The sequence below is a fragment of the Bacillus sp. G16 genome, assembly GCF_021282335.1.
In the GTDB taxonomy this organism is placed as follows: Bacteria; Bacillota; Bacilli; order Bacillales; family Bacillaceae; genus Bacillus; species Bacillus inaquosorum.
Genome location: NZ_JAJSOZ010000015.1, coordinates 61,090 through 77,792 on the forward strand (window position 1 = coordinate 61,090; position 16,703 = coordinate 77,792).

Annotated in this window: 18 protein-coding genes; 5 read left to right on the forward strand and 13 right to left on the reverse strand. The window is 45.0% G+C overall.

The window, feature by feature from the left end; genetic code table 11:
• Positions 1-11: 11 nt before the first annotated feature.
• The gene (gene chrS / locus LWH95_RS16965; protein WP_003235604.1) at positions 12-488 is read right to left on the reverse strand and encodes a chromate efflux transcriptional regulator ChrS; all 477 of its coding nucleotides are present in this window, start codon (positions 486-488) and stop codon (positions 12-14) included.
• 213 nt (positions 489-701) lie between these two features.
• Between chrS and ggt the strand changes: the two genes are divergently transcribed.
• On the forward strand, positions 702-2,279 hold the full coding sequence (gene ggt / locus LWH95_RS16970; protein WP_232920034.1) for a gamma-glutamyltransferase: 1,578 nt from the start codon (positions 702-704) through the stop codon (positions 2,277-2,279).
• Positions 2,280-2,283: 4 nt separating this feature from the next.
• On the opposite strand, the gene LWH95_RS16975 is transcribed toward ggt, so the two are convergent.
• From LWH95_RS16975 to cotG, 3 genes are all read right to left on the reverse strand, one after another.
• On the reverse strand, positions 2,284-2,619 hold the full coding sequence (locus LWH95_RS16975) for a DUF4181 domain-containing protein (RefSeq protein ID WP_232920035.1): 336 nt from the start codon (positions 2,617-2,619) through the stop codon (positions 2,284-2,286).
• Positions 2,620-2,775: 156 nt separating this feature from the next.
• The gene (locus LWH95_RS16980) at positions 2,776-3,393 is read right to left on the reverse strand and encodes a flavin reductase family protein (RefSeq protein WP_133485737.1); all 618 of its coding nucleotides are present in this window, start codon (positions 3,391-3,393) and stop codon (positions 2,776-2,778) included.
• A 168-nt stretch (positions 3,394-3,561) separates the two neighbouring features.
• Positions 3,562-4,314, reverse strand: a complete 753-nt coding sequence (gene cotG / locus LWH95_RS16985; protein WP_232920036.1) for a spore coat protein CotG — start codon at positions 4,312-4,314, stop codon at positions 3,562-3,564.
• A 142-nt stretch (positions 4,315-4,456) separates the two neighbouring features.
• Between cotG and cotH the strand changes: the two genes are divergently transcribed.
• The gene (cotH, locus tag LWH95_RS16990) at positions 4,457-5,548 is read left to right on the forward strand and encodes a spore coat protein CotH (RefSeq protein WP_003235593.1); all 1,092 of its coding nucleotides are present in this window, start codon (positions 4,457-4,459) and stop codon (positions 5,546-5,548) included.
• Positions 5,549-5,588: 40 nt separating this feature from the next.
• On the opposite strand, the gene alsR is transcribed toward cotH, so the two are convergent.
• On the reverse strand, positions 5,589-6,476 hold the full coding sequence (gene alsR, locus LWH95_RS16995) for an acetoin biosynthesis transcriptional regulator AlsR (RefSeq protein WP_232920037.1): 888 nt from the start codon (positions 6,474-6,476) through the stop codon (positions 5,589-5,591).
• Positions 6,477-6,635: 159 nt separating this feature from the next.
• On the opposite strand from alsR, the gene alsS reads away from it, so the two are divergent.
• The 3 genes from alsS (at position 6,636) to LWH95_RS17010 (ending at position 9,803) form a co-directional block, all read left to right on the forward strand.
• Positions 6,636-8,348, forward strand: a complete 1,713-nt coding sequence (alsS, locus tag LWH95_RS17000) for an acetolactate synthase AlsS (RefSeq protein WP_232920038.1) — start codon at positions 6,636-6,638, stop codon at positions 8,346-8,348.
• 61 nt (positions 8,349-8,409) lie between these two features.
• Complete coding sequence (budA, locus tag LWH95_RS17005) at positions 8,410-9,177, forward strand: acetolactate decarboxylase (protein ID WP_232920039.1); 768 nt, start codon at positions 8,410-8,412, stop codon at positions 9,175-9,177.
• Between the two features lie 98 nt (positions 9,178-9,275).
• Positions 9,276-9,803 carry an NAD(P)H-dependent oxidoreductase gene (locus LWH95_RS17010; RefSeq protein WP_060399642.1) on the forward strand — a complete coding sequence of 176 codons (528 nt, stop codon included), beginning with the start codon at positions 9,276-9,278 and terminating at the stop codon, positions 9,801-9,803.
• A 41-nt stretch (positions 9,804-9,844) separates the two neighbouring features.
• Here the strand turns inward: LWH95_RS17010 and LWH95_RS17015 are convergent, their stop codons facing one another.
• From LWH95_RS17015 to LWH95_RS17050, 8 genes are all read right to left on the reverse strand, one after another.
• The gene (locus LWH95_RS17015; protein WP_060399641.1) at positions 9,845-10,141 is read right to left on the reverse strand and encodes a DUF3892 domain-containing protein; all 297 of its coding nucleotides are present in this window, start codon (positions 10,139-10,141) and stop codon (positions 9,845-9,847) included.
• A 155-nt stretch (positions 10,142-10,296) separates the two neighbouring features.
• On the reverse strand, positions 10,297-10,833 hold the full coding sequence (locus LWH95_RS17020) for an SH3 domain-containing protein (RefSeq protein WP_060399640.1): 537 nt from the start codon (positions 10,831-10,833) through the stop codon (positions 10,297-10,299).
• A gap of 109 nt (positions 10,834-10,942) precedes the next feature.
• Positions 10,943-11,860 carry a ribose ABC transporter substrate-binding protein RbsB gene (rbsB, locus tag LWH95_RS17025; RefSeq protein ID WP_148982472.1) on the reverse strand — a complete coding sequence of 306 codons (918 nt, stop codon included), beginning with the start codon at positions 11,858-11,860 and terminating at the stop codon, positions 10,943-10,945.
• A 13-nt stretch (positions 11,861-11,873) separates the two neighbouring features.
• Positions 11,874-12,842 carry a ribose ABC transporter permease RbsC gene (gene rbsC / locus LWH95_RS17030; RefSeq protein WP_003235578.1) on the reverse strand — a complete coding sequence of 323 codons (969 nt, stop codon included), beginning with the start codon at positions 12,840-12,842 and terminating at the stop codon, positions 11,874-11,876.
• A gap of 1 nt (position 12,843) precedes the next feature.
• Positions 12,844-14,325: a ribose ABC transporter ATP-binding protein RbsA gene (rbsA, locus tag LWH95_RS17035; RefSeq protein WP_232920040.1), complete on the reverse strand. Its 1,482-nt coding sequence runs from the start codon at positions 14,323-14,325 to the stop codon at positions 12,844-12,846.
• Positions 14,326-14,340: 15 nt separating this feature from the next.
• Positions 14,341-14,736 (reverse strand): D-ribose pyranase, encoded by a 396-nt coding sequence (gene rbsD / locus LWH95_RS17040; protein ID WP_232920041.1) that lies wholly within the window; start codon positions 14,734-14,736, stop codon positions 14,341-14,343.
• Positions 14,733-15,614, reverse strand: a complete 882-nt coding sequence (gene rbsK / locus LWH95_RS17045) for a ribokinase (protein ID WP_232920047.1) — start codon at positions 15,612-15,614, stop codon at positions 14,733-14,735. Before rbsK ends, rbsD begins: the two co-directional genes overlap by 4 nt.
• The gene (locus LWH95_RS17050) at positions 15,607-16,596 is read right to left on the reverse strand and encodes a LacI family DNA-binding transcriptional regulator (protein WP_232920042.1); all 990 of its coding nucleotides are present in this window, start codon (positions 16,594-16,596) and stop codon (positions 15,607-15,609) included. Before LWH95_RS17050 ends, rbsK begins: the two co-directional genes overlap by 8 nt.
• Positions 16,597-16,703: the final 107 nt, after the last annotated feature.

Sequence of the window (16,703 nt, forward strand, 5' to 3'; positions counted from 1 at the left end):
GTTTCTCTCCTTTACAGCTTCATTCCCATACGGCTTTTGTAGCGTTTGATGAGCATCTGGCAATCAACGCTGACGACGCCTCGCAGCGGATACAGCCGCTTTGTTAAAAACTCTTCCATCTCTTGATCGTTGGCAAAGATCCCATGCATATGCAGCTTGCTCGGGCCTGTCATGTGATAAAGGCTGGTGACCGCAGGCTCTTCCTCAAGCTTAAGAGCGACCTCTTCTAAAAACTGCGGTTCGACCTCGACATTGAAAAACACGGATACATGGATGCCGATTTTAGCGGGATTGATAACAGCGGTGAATTTTTCAATCACACCGGCTTCGATTAATTGGTTAATTCGAGCCTGTACAGCGACCCGTGACAAATCAACTCTTTTGCCAAGATCCGTATAAGATATCCTGCCTTCCTCATGCAGAATGGTGAGAATTTGTTTGTCGATCTCATCAAGAACAAGATTGGGAATTTGATATTCGTGACTCAATTGCTCCACCTGCTTTCGTAGCCTTTTAGACATCATTTTATCATAAAAGTTACGTTTCGAATGTAAATTTTTATATTCATTTTCAAAATGAATAGAAATATATCTTGTTATTTGCGAAAAGGATAAAGTTCGTCAGTTTTTCTGCCGGATCAGTAGAAGTGGAAAATCAGGCTCCCTATACTGAAGAAAATCTCTTAAAAAAGGGGACTTGTGATGAACAAATCTGTCATCGGTACAAAGCAAATGGTCGTCAGTCCGCATTATCTCGCTTCACAAGCTGGAAACCTCATACTGGACAAGGGAGGAAACGCGTTTGACGCTGCCGTTGCGGTGAGTGCTTGTCTGGCAGTTGTATATCCGCATATGACGGGACTTGGCGGAGATTCCTTTTGGCTGACCTTTCACCAGGAAACAAAGGAGGTAAGAGTCTATAATGGCAGCGGACGTTCAGGGAAAAATGTAACGAGAGATGTATACAAGGGAAAGAGCGCGATTCCGCTGCGGGGAATCGGCAGTGCCATTACCGTGCCGGGGATGGTTGATAGCTGGGATGCTATACTGAAGGAGTACGGACGCATGTCTCTTGCGGACGTGTTGGAGCCTGCGCGCGACTATGCCCAAAACGGTTTTCCAGTATCAGCTGATCAGTGCCGTCACACAGAAAAGAATCTTGAACTGCTGGCCTCCACTCCTTATACGGCCGATATATTCACGAGAAGCGGCCAAGCGCCTGTCCCGGGAGAGCGGTTTGTGCAAAAAGAGCTTGCAGAGAGCTTGAACATGATTGCTGAAAAAGGAAGAAGCGCATTCTATGAAGGAGATATTGCTCAGCGGATTGTCTCGTATTTACAGCATAACGGCAGCTGCATGACACTCGATGATTTTAAAGCGCACCGGGGCGAGTGGGCGGAGCCTGTATCAAGTGATTATCGAGGGTACAGTGTGTACCAGGCGCCGCCGAATTCTCAGGGTTTTACCGGTTTATTAACACTGAACATTTTGGAAAACTATGATTTCCGCCAAATCGAACACGGTTCATTTGAGTATTATCATGTGCTTGTGGAGGCGCTGAAAAAGAGTTTTATAGATCGGAATGCCTTTTTGACTGACCCTGCGTTTGCTGACATTCCGCTTGAAAGGCTTTTGGATAAAAATTATGCGAAACGATTGGCGGGAGAAATCGGCTATCTGGCAGAACCGGCAGAAAGCAGGCCAGTGGGAAGTGATACGGCATATGCGGCCGTAATCGATGCGGATGGCAACGCAGTGTCATTCATTCAAAGCCTGTACTTTGAATTTGGCTCTGCAGTCACTGCCGGTGATACAGGCATATTACTGCAAAACCGCGGGTCATTTTTCTCATTGGATCAAGATCATGTCAATACGCTTGAACCGAAAAAGCGCAGCTTCCACACGCTTATGCCAGCTATAGCCTGCAAAGACGGAAAACCGAAAATCCTGTACGGCACACAAGGCGGCGAGGGCCAGCCGCAGACCCAGACGGCCATTATTACCCGTATGCTGGACTATGGAATGCATCCACAGCAAGCAATCAGCGAACCTCGCTGGGTATGGGGCAGAACGTGGGGAGAGGAATATGAAGGTCTCAGAGTCGAGGGCAGATTCACAGAGAAAACAATTCAAAAGCTGAAAGACAGCGGACATCTCGTTGAGGTTGTCGGTGACTATGATCCGCTGATGGGACACGCAGCAGCAATCAAAGTTGATGAAGAAGGCTTTCTCCAAGGCGGAGCCGACCCGCGGGGAGATGGGGCGGCTGTTGGAATTTAAATAACTAGAGGATACAAATATAAATCAAAAGGGCAAACATGAGGGAGACCTCTATCATGTGGTACATATACTGCTTATCTTCAGGTCTATACTTCCATTCCATAAAAATACGAAGTGAGTCAATCACAATAAAAAATAAAAGAAGCATATATTCAACTGGAAAAAAGGGGAGTGAGAACACAAATAAAATAAGTAAAATGATTTCGATCCATTTGTGGCTATTGCTGACATGCTTATACCGCCAGCCGGATTTATCAATACCGAATTTTTTCTTTATATAAAATTGAGAGGCAGTGCTGATGGTAATAGCGATCAGCATTAACATCCAAAAGTTTGCCATTCCAATCCCTCCTAATCTACCTTTTATACGAAGAAAAAGGAAAAATGTTTCATAAAAGAACACCCGGACTTTCTCCGGGTGTTCTTTTTTATAGGCAACATATTGTGATCACGAGGTCTTTTTGACTAGTTTCTTCTATTTAAATAGTCCCTTTGTTCAGCTGGGACGAACCAGCGTAAATTCTTCACCGAGCTTCGCATAGTGGTTTCCCGCCAATCTTGAGGCTGGCTTTAATTCATCTGTCAAAACATACCCATTTTCGGCATCATACACCTTTTCATCCAGATGGAAGCAGACAACTCTGCCGATGAGCAGATCTGCTGTCGTCACGCCTTGATCATTGTCGAACGCAATATGCCGCTCTAATGTGCATTCAAAACGAATGCGTGCCTCCTTAATGCCGGGAACTGAAACAGATTTGCTTTCGACAGGATGAAGCGAGGTCCGTGTGAGTTCGCTTTCGTCGGGCCCTAAGCTTGCCGCCGTTTCATTGATGTCTTCAATGATGGCTTCATCACTGACATGGACAACAAATTCTCCGTTCTCTAATGCGTTTCGGGCTGTATCTTTTTGGCGTCCTCCCGCCCTGTTAACAGAAATACTGAGAAGCGGAGGATCAGAGCTGACAACGTTATAAAAACTGAAAGGCGCAGCATTTACCGTTCCCCCTGAAGAAAGTGTGGTCACAAAAGCAATGGGGCGGGGGATGACGGCACCTGACAATAGCTTGTATGTGTCTTTGGCACTAAGCTGATCCGCTTGAAATATGTACATAGCAAAAACCGCCTTTATCGTTAGGATACCTTGATTATAACGAAATGGTTTCAAGGAAACCAAATAATGCGGGTTGCATATGTTATGTCATGACATATATCTAATACAGGGGAAAATGAAAAATAGGCTTCCGTACATTTGTCGGCAGCCTATGGTAAGGAAAAGGTATTATTTGTATTTCTTTTTGACTACCCAGCAATTGCCGTCTTTCCAGAATTCTTTTTTGCTGTGATAATCATCATGTTTTTTGTAGTAGTCGTGGTGCGGTTTTTTGTAATGTTTTTTGTGAGATGTTTTCTCATGAGAATAATACGTTTTTTTGAGTGCGTGGAAAGACTTTTTGAAGCTGCGAGACCTTTTCTTGTGAGAGCAGTAAGACTTTTTGTAGCTGCGAGATTTTTTGTGAGAGCAGTACGATTTTTTGAAGCTGCGTGATTTTTTGTGAGAGCGGTACGACTTTTTGAAGCTACGAGATTTTTTGTGAGAGCAGTACGATTTTTTGAAGCTGCGTGATTTTTTGTGAGAGCGGTACGACTTTTTGAAGCTACGAGATTTTTTGTGAGAGCAGTACGATTTTTTGAAGCTGCGTGATTTCTTGTGAGAGCAGTACGATTTTTTGAAGCTGCGTGATTTCTTGTGAGAGCAGTACGATTTTTTGAAGCTGCGTGATTTCTTGTGAGAGCAGTACGATTTCTTATAGCTGCGTGATTTCTTATGAGAACAGTATGATTTTTTGTGGCTGCGTGATTTCTTGTGAGAACAGTACGATTTTTTGAAGCTGCGTGATTTTTTGTGAGAGCGGTACGACTTTTTATGGCTGCGCTTTTTTCCATGAGGCTCTTGGTATAAATAGTCCTTCAAACCTTCTTTTTTAGCGGATTTCACCGCTTCTTTGATGTCAGAATGGGAATAGTGGCCCAATTTGAAATCCTCCTTTTAAAAAATGTTTTTAAGGATAAATATCCTTACTACCCACATAGTACGCACGTTTTTTAAAAGTGTATAAGTGTTCCGCTGAGATCTCACAAAAATAAAAGCCTAAAATTTGTTAGGGGGATTATGGATGAAGAACCAATCCAATATGCCGCTTTATCAGCTGTTTGTTCATCCAAAAGATTTACGTGAATTAAAAAAGGATATATGGGACGATGATCCTGTGCCGGCTGTGATGAAGGTAAATCAAAAAAGGCTGGATATTGATATCGCTTACCGGGGATCGCATATCAGAGACTTCAAAAAGAAGTCATACCATATTTCCTTTTATCAGCCGAAAACATTCCGCGGCGCAAGAGAGATTCACTTAAATGCGGAGTATAAAGATCCTTCCATGATGAGAAACAAATTGTCCCTGGATTTTTTCTCAGAGCTTGGGACGCTGTCTCCAAAGGCGGAGTTTGTGTTTTTAAAGGTGAATGGAAAGAATGAAGGGGTTTATCTTGAACTTGAATCCGTCGACGAATTTTATTTAGCGAAAAGGAAGCTGGCGGACGGGGCGGTTTTTTACGCGGTTGATGATGATGCTAATTTCTCTCTGATGAGCGATTTGGAAAGGGAAACGAAGACATCGCTTGAGCATGGATATGAAAAGAAGACAGGGACTGAGGAAGACGATTTTTATTTACAGGATATGATCTTTAAAATTAATACTGTCCCTAAAGCCCAATTTAAATCAGAAGTGACAAAGCATGTGGATATCGACAAGTATTTGCGCTGGCTCGCCGGCATTGTGTTCACCTCAAACTATGACGGGTTTGTCCACAACTACGCGTTGTACAGAAACAGTGAAACCGGATTATTTGAGGTGATTCCTTGGGATTATGATGCGACCTGGGGCAGGGATATCCACGGAGAGCGGATGGCTGCCGATTATGTAAGAATTCAAGGATTTAATACACTAACCGCCCGGATATTGGATGAACCCGATTTTCGCAGGTCCTACAAACATCTGTTAGAAGAAACGCTCCAATCTCTTTTTACAATAGAATATATGAAACCGAAAATAATGGCGATGTATGAGCAGATTAGACCGTTTGTCCTGATGGACCCATATAAAAAGAATGATATTGAGCGTTTTGACCGTGAGCCGGATGTAATATGTGAGTATATTATAAAAAGAGCTGATTACCTCAAAAGTGAGCTTGATCTTTTATCCTGACGATAAACGGGCGGATTCCGGTGAACGGAGCGCCTTTTTTTTATTTCCGTTCATTTAACGATTTGCATATATCCACAAATTGTCCCAGTACAGGGTTTTGGCTGTCTTTTCTATACGCGATAATCCATTCTGCTTTGAGCTGAAAATGATCAACGCTTCGATACGTGACATCAAGGTTAAACAGCCGTCTGGCCGAGGATGGCACAATGGTAATACCAATGCCCGCTGTCACCAGTCCGATTACCATTTGATATTCTGTCGCTTCCTGAACAATATTTGGCACAAAACCTGCGTTTTCACAGAGCTGAATAAAGTCGGTATATAACGTAGGCCACGCTTCTTTGGAAAGGGTGATGATCGGTTCTTTTTCCAAATCTGTAATGTTGATTGATTCTTTTAATGCAAGCGGATGCTGTTTTGGTAAAGCGAGGATGCATGGACTGCTCTGGGTTGTCTCAATTTGCAGCTCCGGATGCTCTAACGGCGGATGGAGAATGCCGATATCGATATTTCCCTTGAGCAACTCCTCCTGCTGCCGGTAAGAAGTGATTTCTTTCAGTTCAATTTTCACAGAGGGGAATTTTTTACGGTATTCCCGGATGATCGGCGGCAGAAATTCATATGTAGCAGACCCGACAAAACCAATGACAAGGTGGCCGTGCTCGCCGCGAGCCGTCCGCTGTGCAAGTTCAATTCCTTGTCCAATTTGCATCAAAGCTGACCGGCAGTGATTTAAAAAGATTTCGCCGGCCGCGGTCAGCTCGACAAATCGTTTTGTCCTCTTCAGAAGCGTCACCCCGACTTCTTCTTCCAGCTGTTTGATCTGCTGGCTGAGAGGAGGCTGTGTCATGTTCAGCCGCCGCGCAGCTTTTCCGAAATGAAGCTCTTCGGCTACTGCGATAAAGTATTGAAGATGGCGAAGCTCCATTCAATATGCATTCCTTTCCTTAGGTTAATAATTCGTAATACATATTAATCATAAGGCGAATCGATATTGGAGGTCAATTTCCAAAGAGTGTATAGTGAAACATATCACAAGAAATATTTAAAATTTTATGTTTAAAATGCATAATAAGGAGTGAGGGTGTTGACAAAAGCAACAAAAGAACAAAAATCCCTTGTGAAAAACAGAGGGGCGGAGCTTGTTGTTGATTGCTTAGCGGAGCAAGGTGTCACACATGTATTTGGCATTCCAGGTGCAAAAATTGATGCGGTTTTTGACGCTTTACAAGATAAAGGGCCTGAAATTATCGTTGCCCGGCATGAACAAAATGCAGCATTTATGGCGCAAGCCGTCGGCCGTTTAACTGGAAAACCGGGAGTCGTGTTAGTCACATCAGGACCAGGTGCCTCTAACTTGGCAACAGGATTGCTGACAGCAAACACTGAAGGTGACCCTGTCGTAGCGCTTGCTGGGAACGTGATCCGTGCAGATCGTTTAAAACGGACACATCAATCTTTGGATAATGCGGCTCTATTTCAGCCGATTACAAAATACAGTGTAGAAGTTCAAGATGTAAAAAATATACCGGAAGCTGTTACAAATGCATTTAGAATAGCGTCAGCAGGTCAGGCTGGGGCCGCTTTTGTGAGCTTTCCGCAAGATGTTGTGAATGAAGTCACAAATACAAAAAGCGTGCGTGCTGTCGAAGCGCCAAAACTTGGGCCTGCACCGGATGCTGCAATCAGTGCGGCCATTGCAAAAATCCAAACAGCGAAGCTTCCTGTCGTTTTAGTCGGCATGAAGGGCGGAAGACCGGAAGCGATTAAAGCGGTTCGCAAGCTTTTGAAAAAGGTTCAGCTTCCATTCGTCGAAACATATCAAGCTGCCGGTACTCTTACGAGAGATTTAGAGGATCAGTATTTTGGCCGTATCGGTTTGTTCCGGAACCAGCCTGGCGATTTGCTGATTGAGCAGGCTGATGTTGTTTTGACAATCGGTTATGACCCAATTGAATACGATCCGAAATTCTGGAATGTCAATGGTGACCGGACAATCATCCATTTAGATGAAATCCTGGCTGACATTGATCATGCCTACCAGCCGGAACTTGAATTGATTGGTGATATTCCATCTACGATCAATCAAATTGAACACGATGCTGTGAAAGTGGACTTTGCTGAACGTGAGCAGAAAATCCTTTCTGATTTAAAACAATATATGCATGAGGGTGAGCAGGTGCCTGCAGATTGGAAATCAGACAGAGTGCATCCTCTTGAAATCGTTAAAGAATTGCGAAACGCAGTCGATGATCATGTTACAGTGACTTGCGATATCGGTTCACATGCGATTTGGATGTCACGTTATTTCCGCAGCTATGAGCCATTAACATTAATGATTAGCAACGGTATGCAAACACTCGGCGTTGCACTTCCTTGGGCAATCGGCGTTTCATTGGTGAAACCGGGAGAAAAAGTGGTATCAGTCTCTGGTGACGGCGGTTTCTTATTCTCAGCAATGGAATTAGAGACAGCAGTTCGTTTAAAAGCACCAATTGTACACATTGTATGGAACGACAGCACATATGACATGGTTGCATTCCAGCAATTGAAAAAATATAACCGTACATCTGCGGTCGATTTCGGAAATATCGATATCGTGAAATATGCGGAAAGCTTCGGAGCAACTGGCTTGCGCGTAGAATCACCAGACCAGCTGGCAGATGTACTGCGTCAAGGTATGAACGCGGAGGGTCCTGTTATCATTGATGTCCCGGTTGACTACAGTGATAACATTAATTTAGCAAGTGACAAGCTTCCGAAAGAATTCGGAGAACTCATGAAAACGAAAGCTCTCTAGCACTCTGCGCATCATGACACTGTTTGATGAACAGCACTAAACAAAAGGAGTGAAGGGAATTATGAAACGCGAAAGCAACATTCAAGTGCTCAGCCGGGGCCAAAAAGATCAGCCTGTGAGCCAGATTTATCAAGTATCAACAATGACTTCTCTATTAGACGGAGTATATGACGGGGATTTTGAACTGTCAGAGATTCCGAAATACGGAGACTTCGGTATCGGAACCTTTAACAAGCTTGACGGAGAGCTGATTGGGTTTGACGGCGAATTTTACCGTCTCCGTTCAGACGGAACTGCCACACCGGTCCAAAACGAGGACCGTTCTCCGTTCTGTTCATTTACGTTCTTTACACCGGACATGACGCACAAAATTGATGCGAAAATGACACGTGAAGAATTTGAAAAAGAAATCAACAGCATTCTGCCAAGCAAAAACTTATTTTATGCTATCCGCATTGACGGATTGTTTAAAAAAGTGCAGACAAGAACGGTAGAACTGCAAGAAAAACCTTACGTGCCGATGGTTGAAGCGGTCAAAACGCAGCCGATTTTCAACTTCGACAACGTGAGAGGGACGATCGTAGGTTTCCTGACACCAGCTTATGCTAACGGAATCGCCGTTTCCGGCTATCACCTGCACTTCATTGACGAAGGACGCAATTCAGGCGGACACGTTTTTGACTATGTGCTTGAGGATTGCACGGTTACGATCTCTCAAAAAATGAACATGAATCTCAGACTTCCGAATACAGCGGATTTCTTTAATGCGAATCTGGATAACCCTGATTTTGCTAAAGATATCGAAACAACTGAAGGAAGCCCTGAATAAAAGAAAAAAGAAAGCCTTTTTGTGCAGGGCTTTCTTTTTATTTGGCTCTTTTCCTGATTTTAGATAAAATAACGTCAAAAGGGTAAAGGTGTGGTCTGATGAAAATATTGGTTTTAGCAGTTCATCCTCATATGGAAACCTCAGTTGTTAATAAGGCGTGGGTAGAGGAATTAGGTAAACATGACAATATCACAGTACGGGAGCTTTATAAGGAATACCCGGATGAAGCGATAGATGTTGCGAAGGAGCAGCAGCTGTGTGAGCAATACGACCGGATTGTCTTTCAATTTCCGTTTTATTGGTACAGCTCTCCGCCGCTCTTAAAAAAATGGCAGGATCTTGTGCTGACTTACGGCTGGGCCTTTGGTTCAGAAGGAAACGCCTTGCATGGCAAGGAGCTGATGCTGGCTGTTTCAACAGGGAGCGAAGCGGAAAAATATCAAGCGGGCGGAGCAAATCATTACTCGATCAGTGAGCTTTTGAAACCATTTCAGGCCACGAGCAATCTGATCGGCATGAAATACCTGCCCCCATATGTGTTCTATGGCGTGAATTATGCAACTGCAGAGGATATTTCCCTCAGTGCAAAACGGTTAGCCGAATACATCCAGCAGCCTTTCGCTTAAAAGAAAAGCCCTGTCCGGCATGCGGCAGGGCTTCTTTATGATCAAAAATCCGGCAGCTCGGACAGGTTGTTTTCCTTTATGCCGTCCGGTTCACTTCGCAAAATATCACGCCCGTATTTATGGAAGACATCAACATGAGCGAGTTTTCCCGCTTGTGCTTCTGACAGCGCAGTGGGATAGTCGAGCTCTCTTCCTGTGTTCGTTTTCACTGCGATAATATTGTCATCCTCATTTCTTCTGACTGCAATAATTTCTTCTTGTCCAGATGGAACAGCTTGCTGTTCGCCGTTTGTTTGCTGAGCCTTATACGATTCATATGCTTGTTCAAATTGATCCATATTTACACCTCCACTTTTTAACGTGAACAAAAATGTCGATGATCATGTATGGTTTCGACACGGCATACGACAATATTTCCTGAGAAATATCGTGGGGATGTGACAAATCAATCCATAATAAAAGGGATTCCGCATAGACACGGAATCCCTTTCAGTTATTTTGTCATGTGTAAATCCTTTGTTTTCATATAGCCTGTCGCTCCGCCGTAATCAACGAATACCCAATCAAAATCAAAACCGCCTTTTTTCGTTTTACTCCAGCCTAAAAAAGAAACGCTTGTGTTTGCTGGAAGAGTCTTGATGCTTTTACCTTCAGCGGATGTATATACTTTTGTTTTTGTTTTGGTTTTTACTGTTGTAGCAGCTTTTACAATGTAATGAGTGGAGACAAAGCCTGTTTTGCCGTTTTTATAATGAACCTTTGCCCAGTCAGCGTTTGCGAAGGAAATCAGCTTTAAGCTGTCGCCCAAGTGCAGCGTATCGGCTTTATGACTTGATGCGGAAGCCTTCGTTCTGACATTTAGAGCCTCTGCTGACACCAAATAAGAATCAATCGGATAGCTGTATAAATCATCAATGCTTACAGTTGTTTCTGGCTGCTGTGCATGGATCGTGCTTGCGCCTCCTGCGGAAGCCGCAGTCATTCCGGCTGCAAGTGCCAGAGTGGATAATATTTTTGTTGTTTTGTTCATTTCGTTCCTCTCCTCACGTAAGAGAAATAGTTCATTCTATATCCCTATTCACGTTTTCACAGATTCCTAAACATAAAAAAGGATCAGATAAAGATCTGATCCTTGGCAATTATTTTTGTGTTTCTAGTTTGAGAGGTGCAGATATGGATTTTTTCACTTTTTTTCCGTGCAAAATATCATCGGCTGCTTCTGTAGCCAGTTTACCGATCAATTCAGGCTGCTGGGCGACGGTGGCTGAGAGCTTTCCGTCTTTAATGGAAGCGAGCGCATCTTTATTGCCGTCAAAACCGATCACTATAATATCTTTTCCTGAGCTGTTAATTGCTTCGAGAGCACCGAGCGCCATTTCATCATTGTGAGCAAAAACAGCTTGGATATCCGGATGTCCCTGCAGCAGGTTTTCCATGACAGTCAGGCCTTTGGTGCGGTCAAAGTCAGCTGATTGTTTGGTGACAACGTCAAGCTTTTCATCTGCGATGTTATGAAATCCTGAGCCGCGTTCTCGTGTGGCAGATGCGCCGGGCACGCCTTCTAGCTCTGCCACCTTTGCTCCTTTTCCAAGTTTGTCAGCAATGAATTCTGCGGCCATTTCGCCGCCTTTGACATTATCAGAAGCAACAAGAGTTTCAACTTTTCCTTGTTCGGCGGAACGATCGATTGTTACGACGGGCACACCGACTGAGTTTGCAGATTCTACTGCCGTTGAGATCGCCGAGGAATCAGTCGGGTTGATTAACAATGCGTCGACACCTTGCTGAATTAAGTCTTCTACGTCACTCGTCTGTTTTGATGAATCATTTTGTGCATCGACAATGATGACTTTCATTCCCCGTTTTTCAGCTTCTTTTTCGATACCCTTTTTTAATGAGACAAAAAAGGGATTGTTAAGCGTTGAGACGGACAAGCCGATGGTGAATTCCTTTTTGTTACCCGAGTTTGACGGCTTTGCCCATTGGGGAGGCTCAAGCGAACAGGCAGTTAATAAAAACAATGATAACGTTAAAATGACGGATACAGCCTTTTTCATATGAAAAACCCTCCTATGCTGACTTCTTGCGGTCTAATAGTACCGCAATTAAGATGACTATCCCTTTGACAACCAGTTGGTAAAACGATGAGACGCCAAGCAGGTTGAGCCCGTTATTAAGTGTGCCGATGATCAGCACCCCGATTAACGTGCCGACAATGCGTCCGCGGCCGCCGGAAAGACTTGTTCCGCCTAAGACGACCGCTGCGATAGCATCCAGTTCGTACGATTCCCCGGCAGTCGGCTGTGCTGAATGCAGGCGGGAGGTCAATATGGCGCCGGCAAGGGCGGATAAAAGTCCGGCTAAAGAATAGATCATCACTTTCACGCGCGTCACTTTAATGCCTGAAATGAGCGCGGCTTTTTCATTTCCTCCGATTGCGTACGTTCGGCGTCCGAACGGTGTTTTATGAAGAAGCACCCAAAGGATGACAAAGGCAAGAACCATCGTAATCGCCGGTACAGGAATGCCTAAAAAGTAACCGCGCCCAAACAGCTGAAAAGCGTAGTTTGTGCCAAGTCCGGTAATCGGATTTCCGTCTGTATACACAAGCGTCAGTCCGCGAAACACAGTCATGGTTGCAAGCGTGGCAATAAAGGGCGCCATTTTTCCTTTTGTGATCAATAGTCCGTTGATCATGCCGAGTACGCCACCAATGATACAGCCCAGGATAATCGCAAGAACCGGATCGACACCAGATACAATCATTCCCGCAACTAAAGCGCTGGACAGGGCAAGAATAGCGCCGACAGAAAGATCAATGCCGCCTGTTAAAATCACAAAGGTCATGCCGAACGCGATTAATCCGTTAATGGCGACCTGGCGAAGCAGGTTTAAAATATTCAGCGGTTCAAGAAAGCTGGGATTTAAAATAGATACAATGATCACGAGAATAAATAAACCGAGAAACGGGCCGAGCTTTTGCATGACTCCGTCGAAATGGATCCGTTTTTGTTCTGTTTGCAGTTGTTCCGTTTTCATATTACCGCCCTCCCGTGGCAAGTGTCATAATTCGTTCTTGTGTTGCTTCCTTCGCATCGATTTCTCCGCTGATTCTGCCTTCATGGACAACGATAATACGATCGCTCATTCCGAGAATTTCCGGCAGCTCTGATGACACCATAATGATGGCGACGCCGCGTTCTGTCAGCTCATTCATCAGCGAATAAATCTCCCGTTTGGCGCCAACATCCACACCTCTGGTCGGCTCATCCAAGATGAGCACTTTCGGCCCGATGCCGATCCACTTGGCAATCACCACTTTTTGCTGGTTGCCTCCTGATAAATGGCGTGCATGCGTTTCAGATGATGCCGTTTTGATGGTCAGGCGTTTGATTAACAGATCGACAAATTCAGCTTCCCGTTTGTAATCAATGAGGCCCTTTGGAGAAAAACTGGACAAATTGGGCAGAGCAATATTCTCGCGAATTGATGTGTCGAGCAGCAGCCCTTCATCTTTGCGGTTCTCTGTGATAAAGCCGATCCCTTTTTTCACCGCATCCTGCGGGTTCTTAATGGACGTCTTTTTTCCCGCGATCCATATCTCACCCGAGTCCAGCCTGTCAACGCCGAACAGCGCTCTCATGATTTCTGTCCGGCCGGCTCCCATCAATCCGGAAACACCAACGATTTCACCGGAACGAACATAAAAGCTGACATCTTCAAAACGTCCTTTGACGGAGGCATTTTTCACCTCGAATATTTTGTCGCCGAGAGAAGGAGTGCGTGTCGGATATCGTTCAGTCAGCTCGCGGCCGACCATTTTTTTGACGACTTCATCAAAATCGGTTTCTGAGATGTTTGTTGTGTCTACGGTTTTTCCGTCACGCATGATGGTGATTCTGTCGCAAATCGCAAAAATTTCTTCCATGCGGTGCGAAATGTATACAATGGATACACCGTTCTTTTTTAACGCTGTAATGACCTCAAATAGCTTGCTGATTTCACGTTCCGTCAACGCTGCTGTCGGTTCATCCATAATGATTACCTCAGCATTGGTCATGAGCGCTTTTGCGATTTCGATCATTTGCTGCTGTCCGACGGAACACTCGCCCGCTTCTTGATCAAGAGAAAGAGAGACAGACAGTTTGTCAAATTGCTCTTTTGCTAGCGCTTTCATTTTTCTCGTTTGTAGAACACCCAGCTTAGAGGATATCTCTTTTCCGATAAATAGATTCTCAAGAACGGTCATTTCCGGCCAGATATTCAATTCTTGATGGATAAAAGCGATTCCATGCTTTTCCGCTTCCTTCGGATTGGGAAAATACGTTTCGTTTCCGTTTATGCTGATTTGCCCTTTATCCGATTTATGCAGGCCTGTCAGAATGTTCATAAGCGTGGACTTGCCGGCGCCGTTTTCTCCCATTAATGCGTGAACCTCACCGGGCACGAGCTGAAAGGAAACGCCCGACAGCACTTGGTTTTTTCCGAATGCTTTATAAATGTCTTTCATTTCAATCTGCATGTCCCATCCTCCTTTCTAGAAAAGCACACCCGCCTGCAGGATACAGTTTGCATATGGTGTGAATTCACCTGTTCTTATAATTGCTTTTGCTTCTTTTGTCAGCAGCTTAAATTTTTCGTGAGAAAGGTATTCAATCTTCTGCTCAGCAAAAAGATTCTCTAGAAATATCGCATTCTCCTGATTAGAAGCTTTTATTTCAGATGCAGCAATGACTTTTTCGACGATCATCTCGTCTGCGAGCACTGCTGTTGTATCCTGGAAAGCCGGGAGACCCGGCTTCAGTGAAAGATCAATTTTCAAAACGCCGTCAGGAACGGGCAGCCCCGCATCCGCGATGACAATTTTATCAGTGTGGCCAAGATCGGCTAAAAGCTTGGCAAGATGGCTGTTCAGTATACCGTGTTTTTTCATGACAGCAGCTCCTCTACTTCTTTTCTTGTCGGCATTCCGCCTTGGGCGCCGAAGGAACAGACAGAAAGGGAAGCGGCACGGTTGGCAAACCGCAATGCAGCCTCAATGTCTTTTCCCTCCGCCAGAGCAACGGCGAAGGCTGCGTTAAACGTATCACCGGCTCCGGTAGTATCAACAGGCTTAACAGGGAAGGACGGGATGAGCCGCTCTTTGCTGCCTGCTGAATAGCGGACGCCTTGTTTTCCTTCCGTAATAAAGAGCTTCGCCGGGTAAAGCGCCAAGGCCTCAGAAACGGTAAGCCTAGGGAATAAGATCGACGCCTCGTGTTCATTCGGCGTGAGATAGGTGGCGTGATCAATTGTTTCCTGCTTCAGCGGGCGGGCCGGTGCCGGGTTAAGCATAATCGGGATATCGTGAGAATGGCAGTATCTGCACACCTCATCAACCGTTTCCTCCGGGATTTCCTGCTGAATCAGGACCATATCGATCTTTTCAATCTGTTCAAGCGCGTCAATCGCATAAGATGGGATGATGTCATCGTTCGCACCTTTGACGACGACAATGCTGTTATCACCTTCAGCAAGCACAATGTGGGCGGTTCCGCTTTCTTTATGTGTAACCGGTTCCATATAATCGGTGCGAACGCCGTTTGCTTTTAAATTATCCAAAATGGCTGTTCCATAATGATCGTCTCCGACCTTGCCAACCATAAACACGTGGGCGCCAAGTCTTGCAGCAGCAACGGCCTGATTTGCTCCTTTACCGCCCGGCACAGTCTGAAACGACGTGCCAAGTACTGTTTCACCGGCTTTTGGGCGTTTGTCCGAGGTGACCACTAAATCCATAGAACAGCTTCCAATCACACAAATATTACGCATCATGATCTTCCTTTCTTGTCGTCTTTCTTCCTATATAGGTGACGGGCATTTGAATCGCCGTTTCTGTCAGCGGCTGTTTTTTGATGATACGCAAAAGCAGTTTGGCTGCTTCTTTGCCCATGTCATATGCAGGCTGTTTAATTGTAGACAGAGGCGGGAACAGCAGCTCGCTTTGCGGAATGTCATCATATCCGATAATTTGAATATCCTCCGGCACGTTTTTTCCGCGCCGCAATGCTTCATGTAAAACCGCAGCGGCTTGAATATCATTACTCGCTATCACACCATCTGTCTCAGGATATGAGGCAAACAGTTCCTTCGCCATCGATTGCGCATCCTTGAAAGAAAATGAAGCCGTCTCGATGACTTGAAAATCAACTTCGGCCTGCTGTAAGACCTCCAAAGCGCCGTTAAAGCGGTCTTGAGCGGTCGGCAGGTGAGCGGGGCCTCTCAAGAGCGTAATGCGCTTGCTTCTTCCGTGAATGATGGCTTCGGCAGCTAATTTTCCTCCTGTATGGCCGTCACTGGACACAGAAGGAGCGCCTTCAGGTGTTCTGTCCAGAAAAACGACTGGGTGATTCATGCCGCTGTATTCATCAAGATCCGGGTAATTCGTTGCGGTAATAATGCCAGCGACATGATTTTGTTTAAAGGTTTGAAGGTACTCAAGTTCTTTTTTTAATTCCTCGTCACTGTTGCCGAAAATAAGGCGATAGCCTTCCCGGTTCAATTCATCCTCCGCACCGCGGGCAAGCTGGGGGAAGAAAGGGTTTGTGATATCCGGGAGCAAAAGCCCGATCAGCCGGGATTCTCTTTTATAAAGAGATCTGGCGACTTCATTCGGGTAATAGTTCAGCTTCTCCATCGCCGCTATGACACGCGTTCGCGTTTCTTCATGTACATAGCCGTTGTCATTCAGGACACGGGATACCGTCGCCACAGAAACGCCCGCCGCTCCGGCGACATCTTTAATTGTAGCCAAAACAGCTCCTCCTTTTATGTAACCGTTTACATAGATAGATTATCATGAGCAATCCGAAGTTGGCAATAAAAATATCAAAAGAAATCTAATTGTAAATTGTATATATA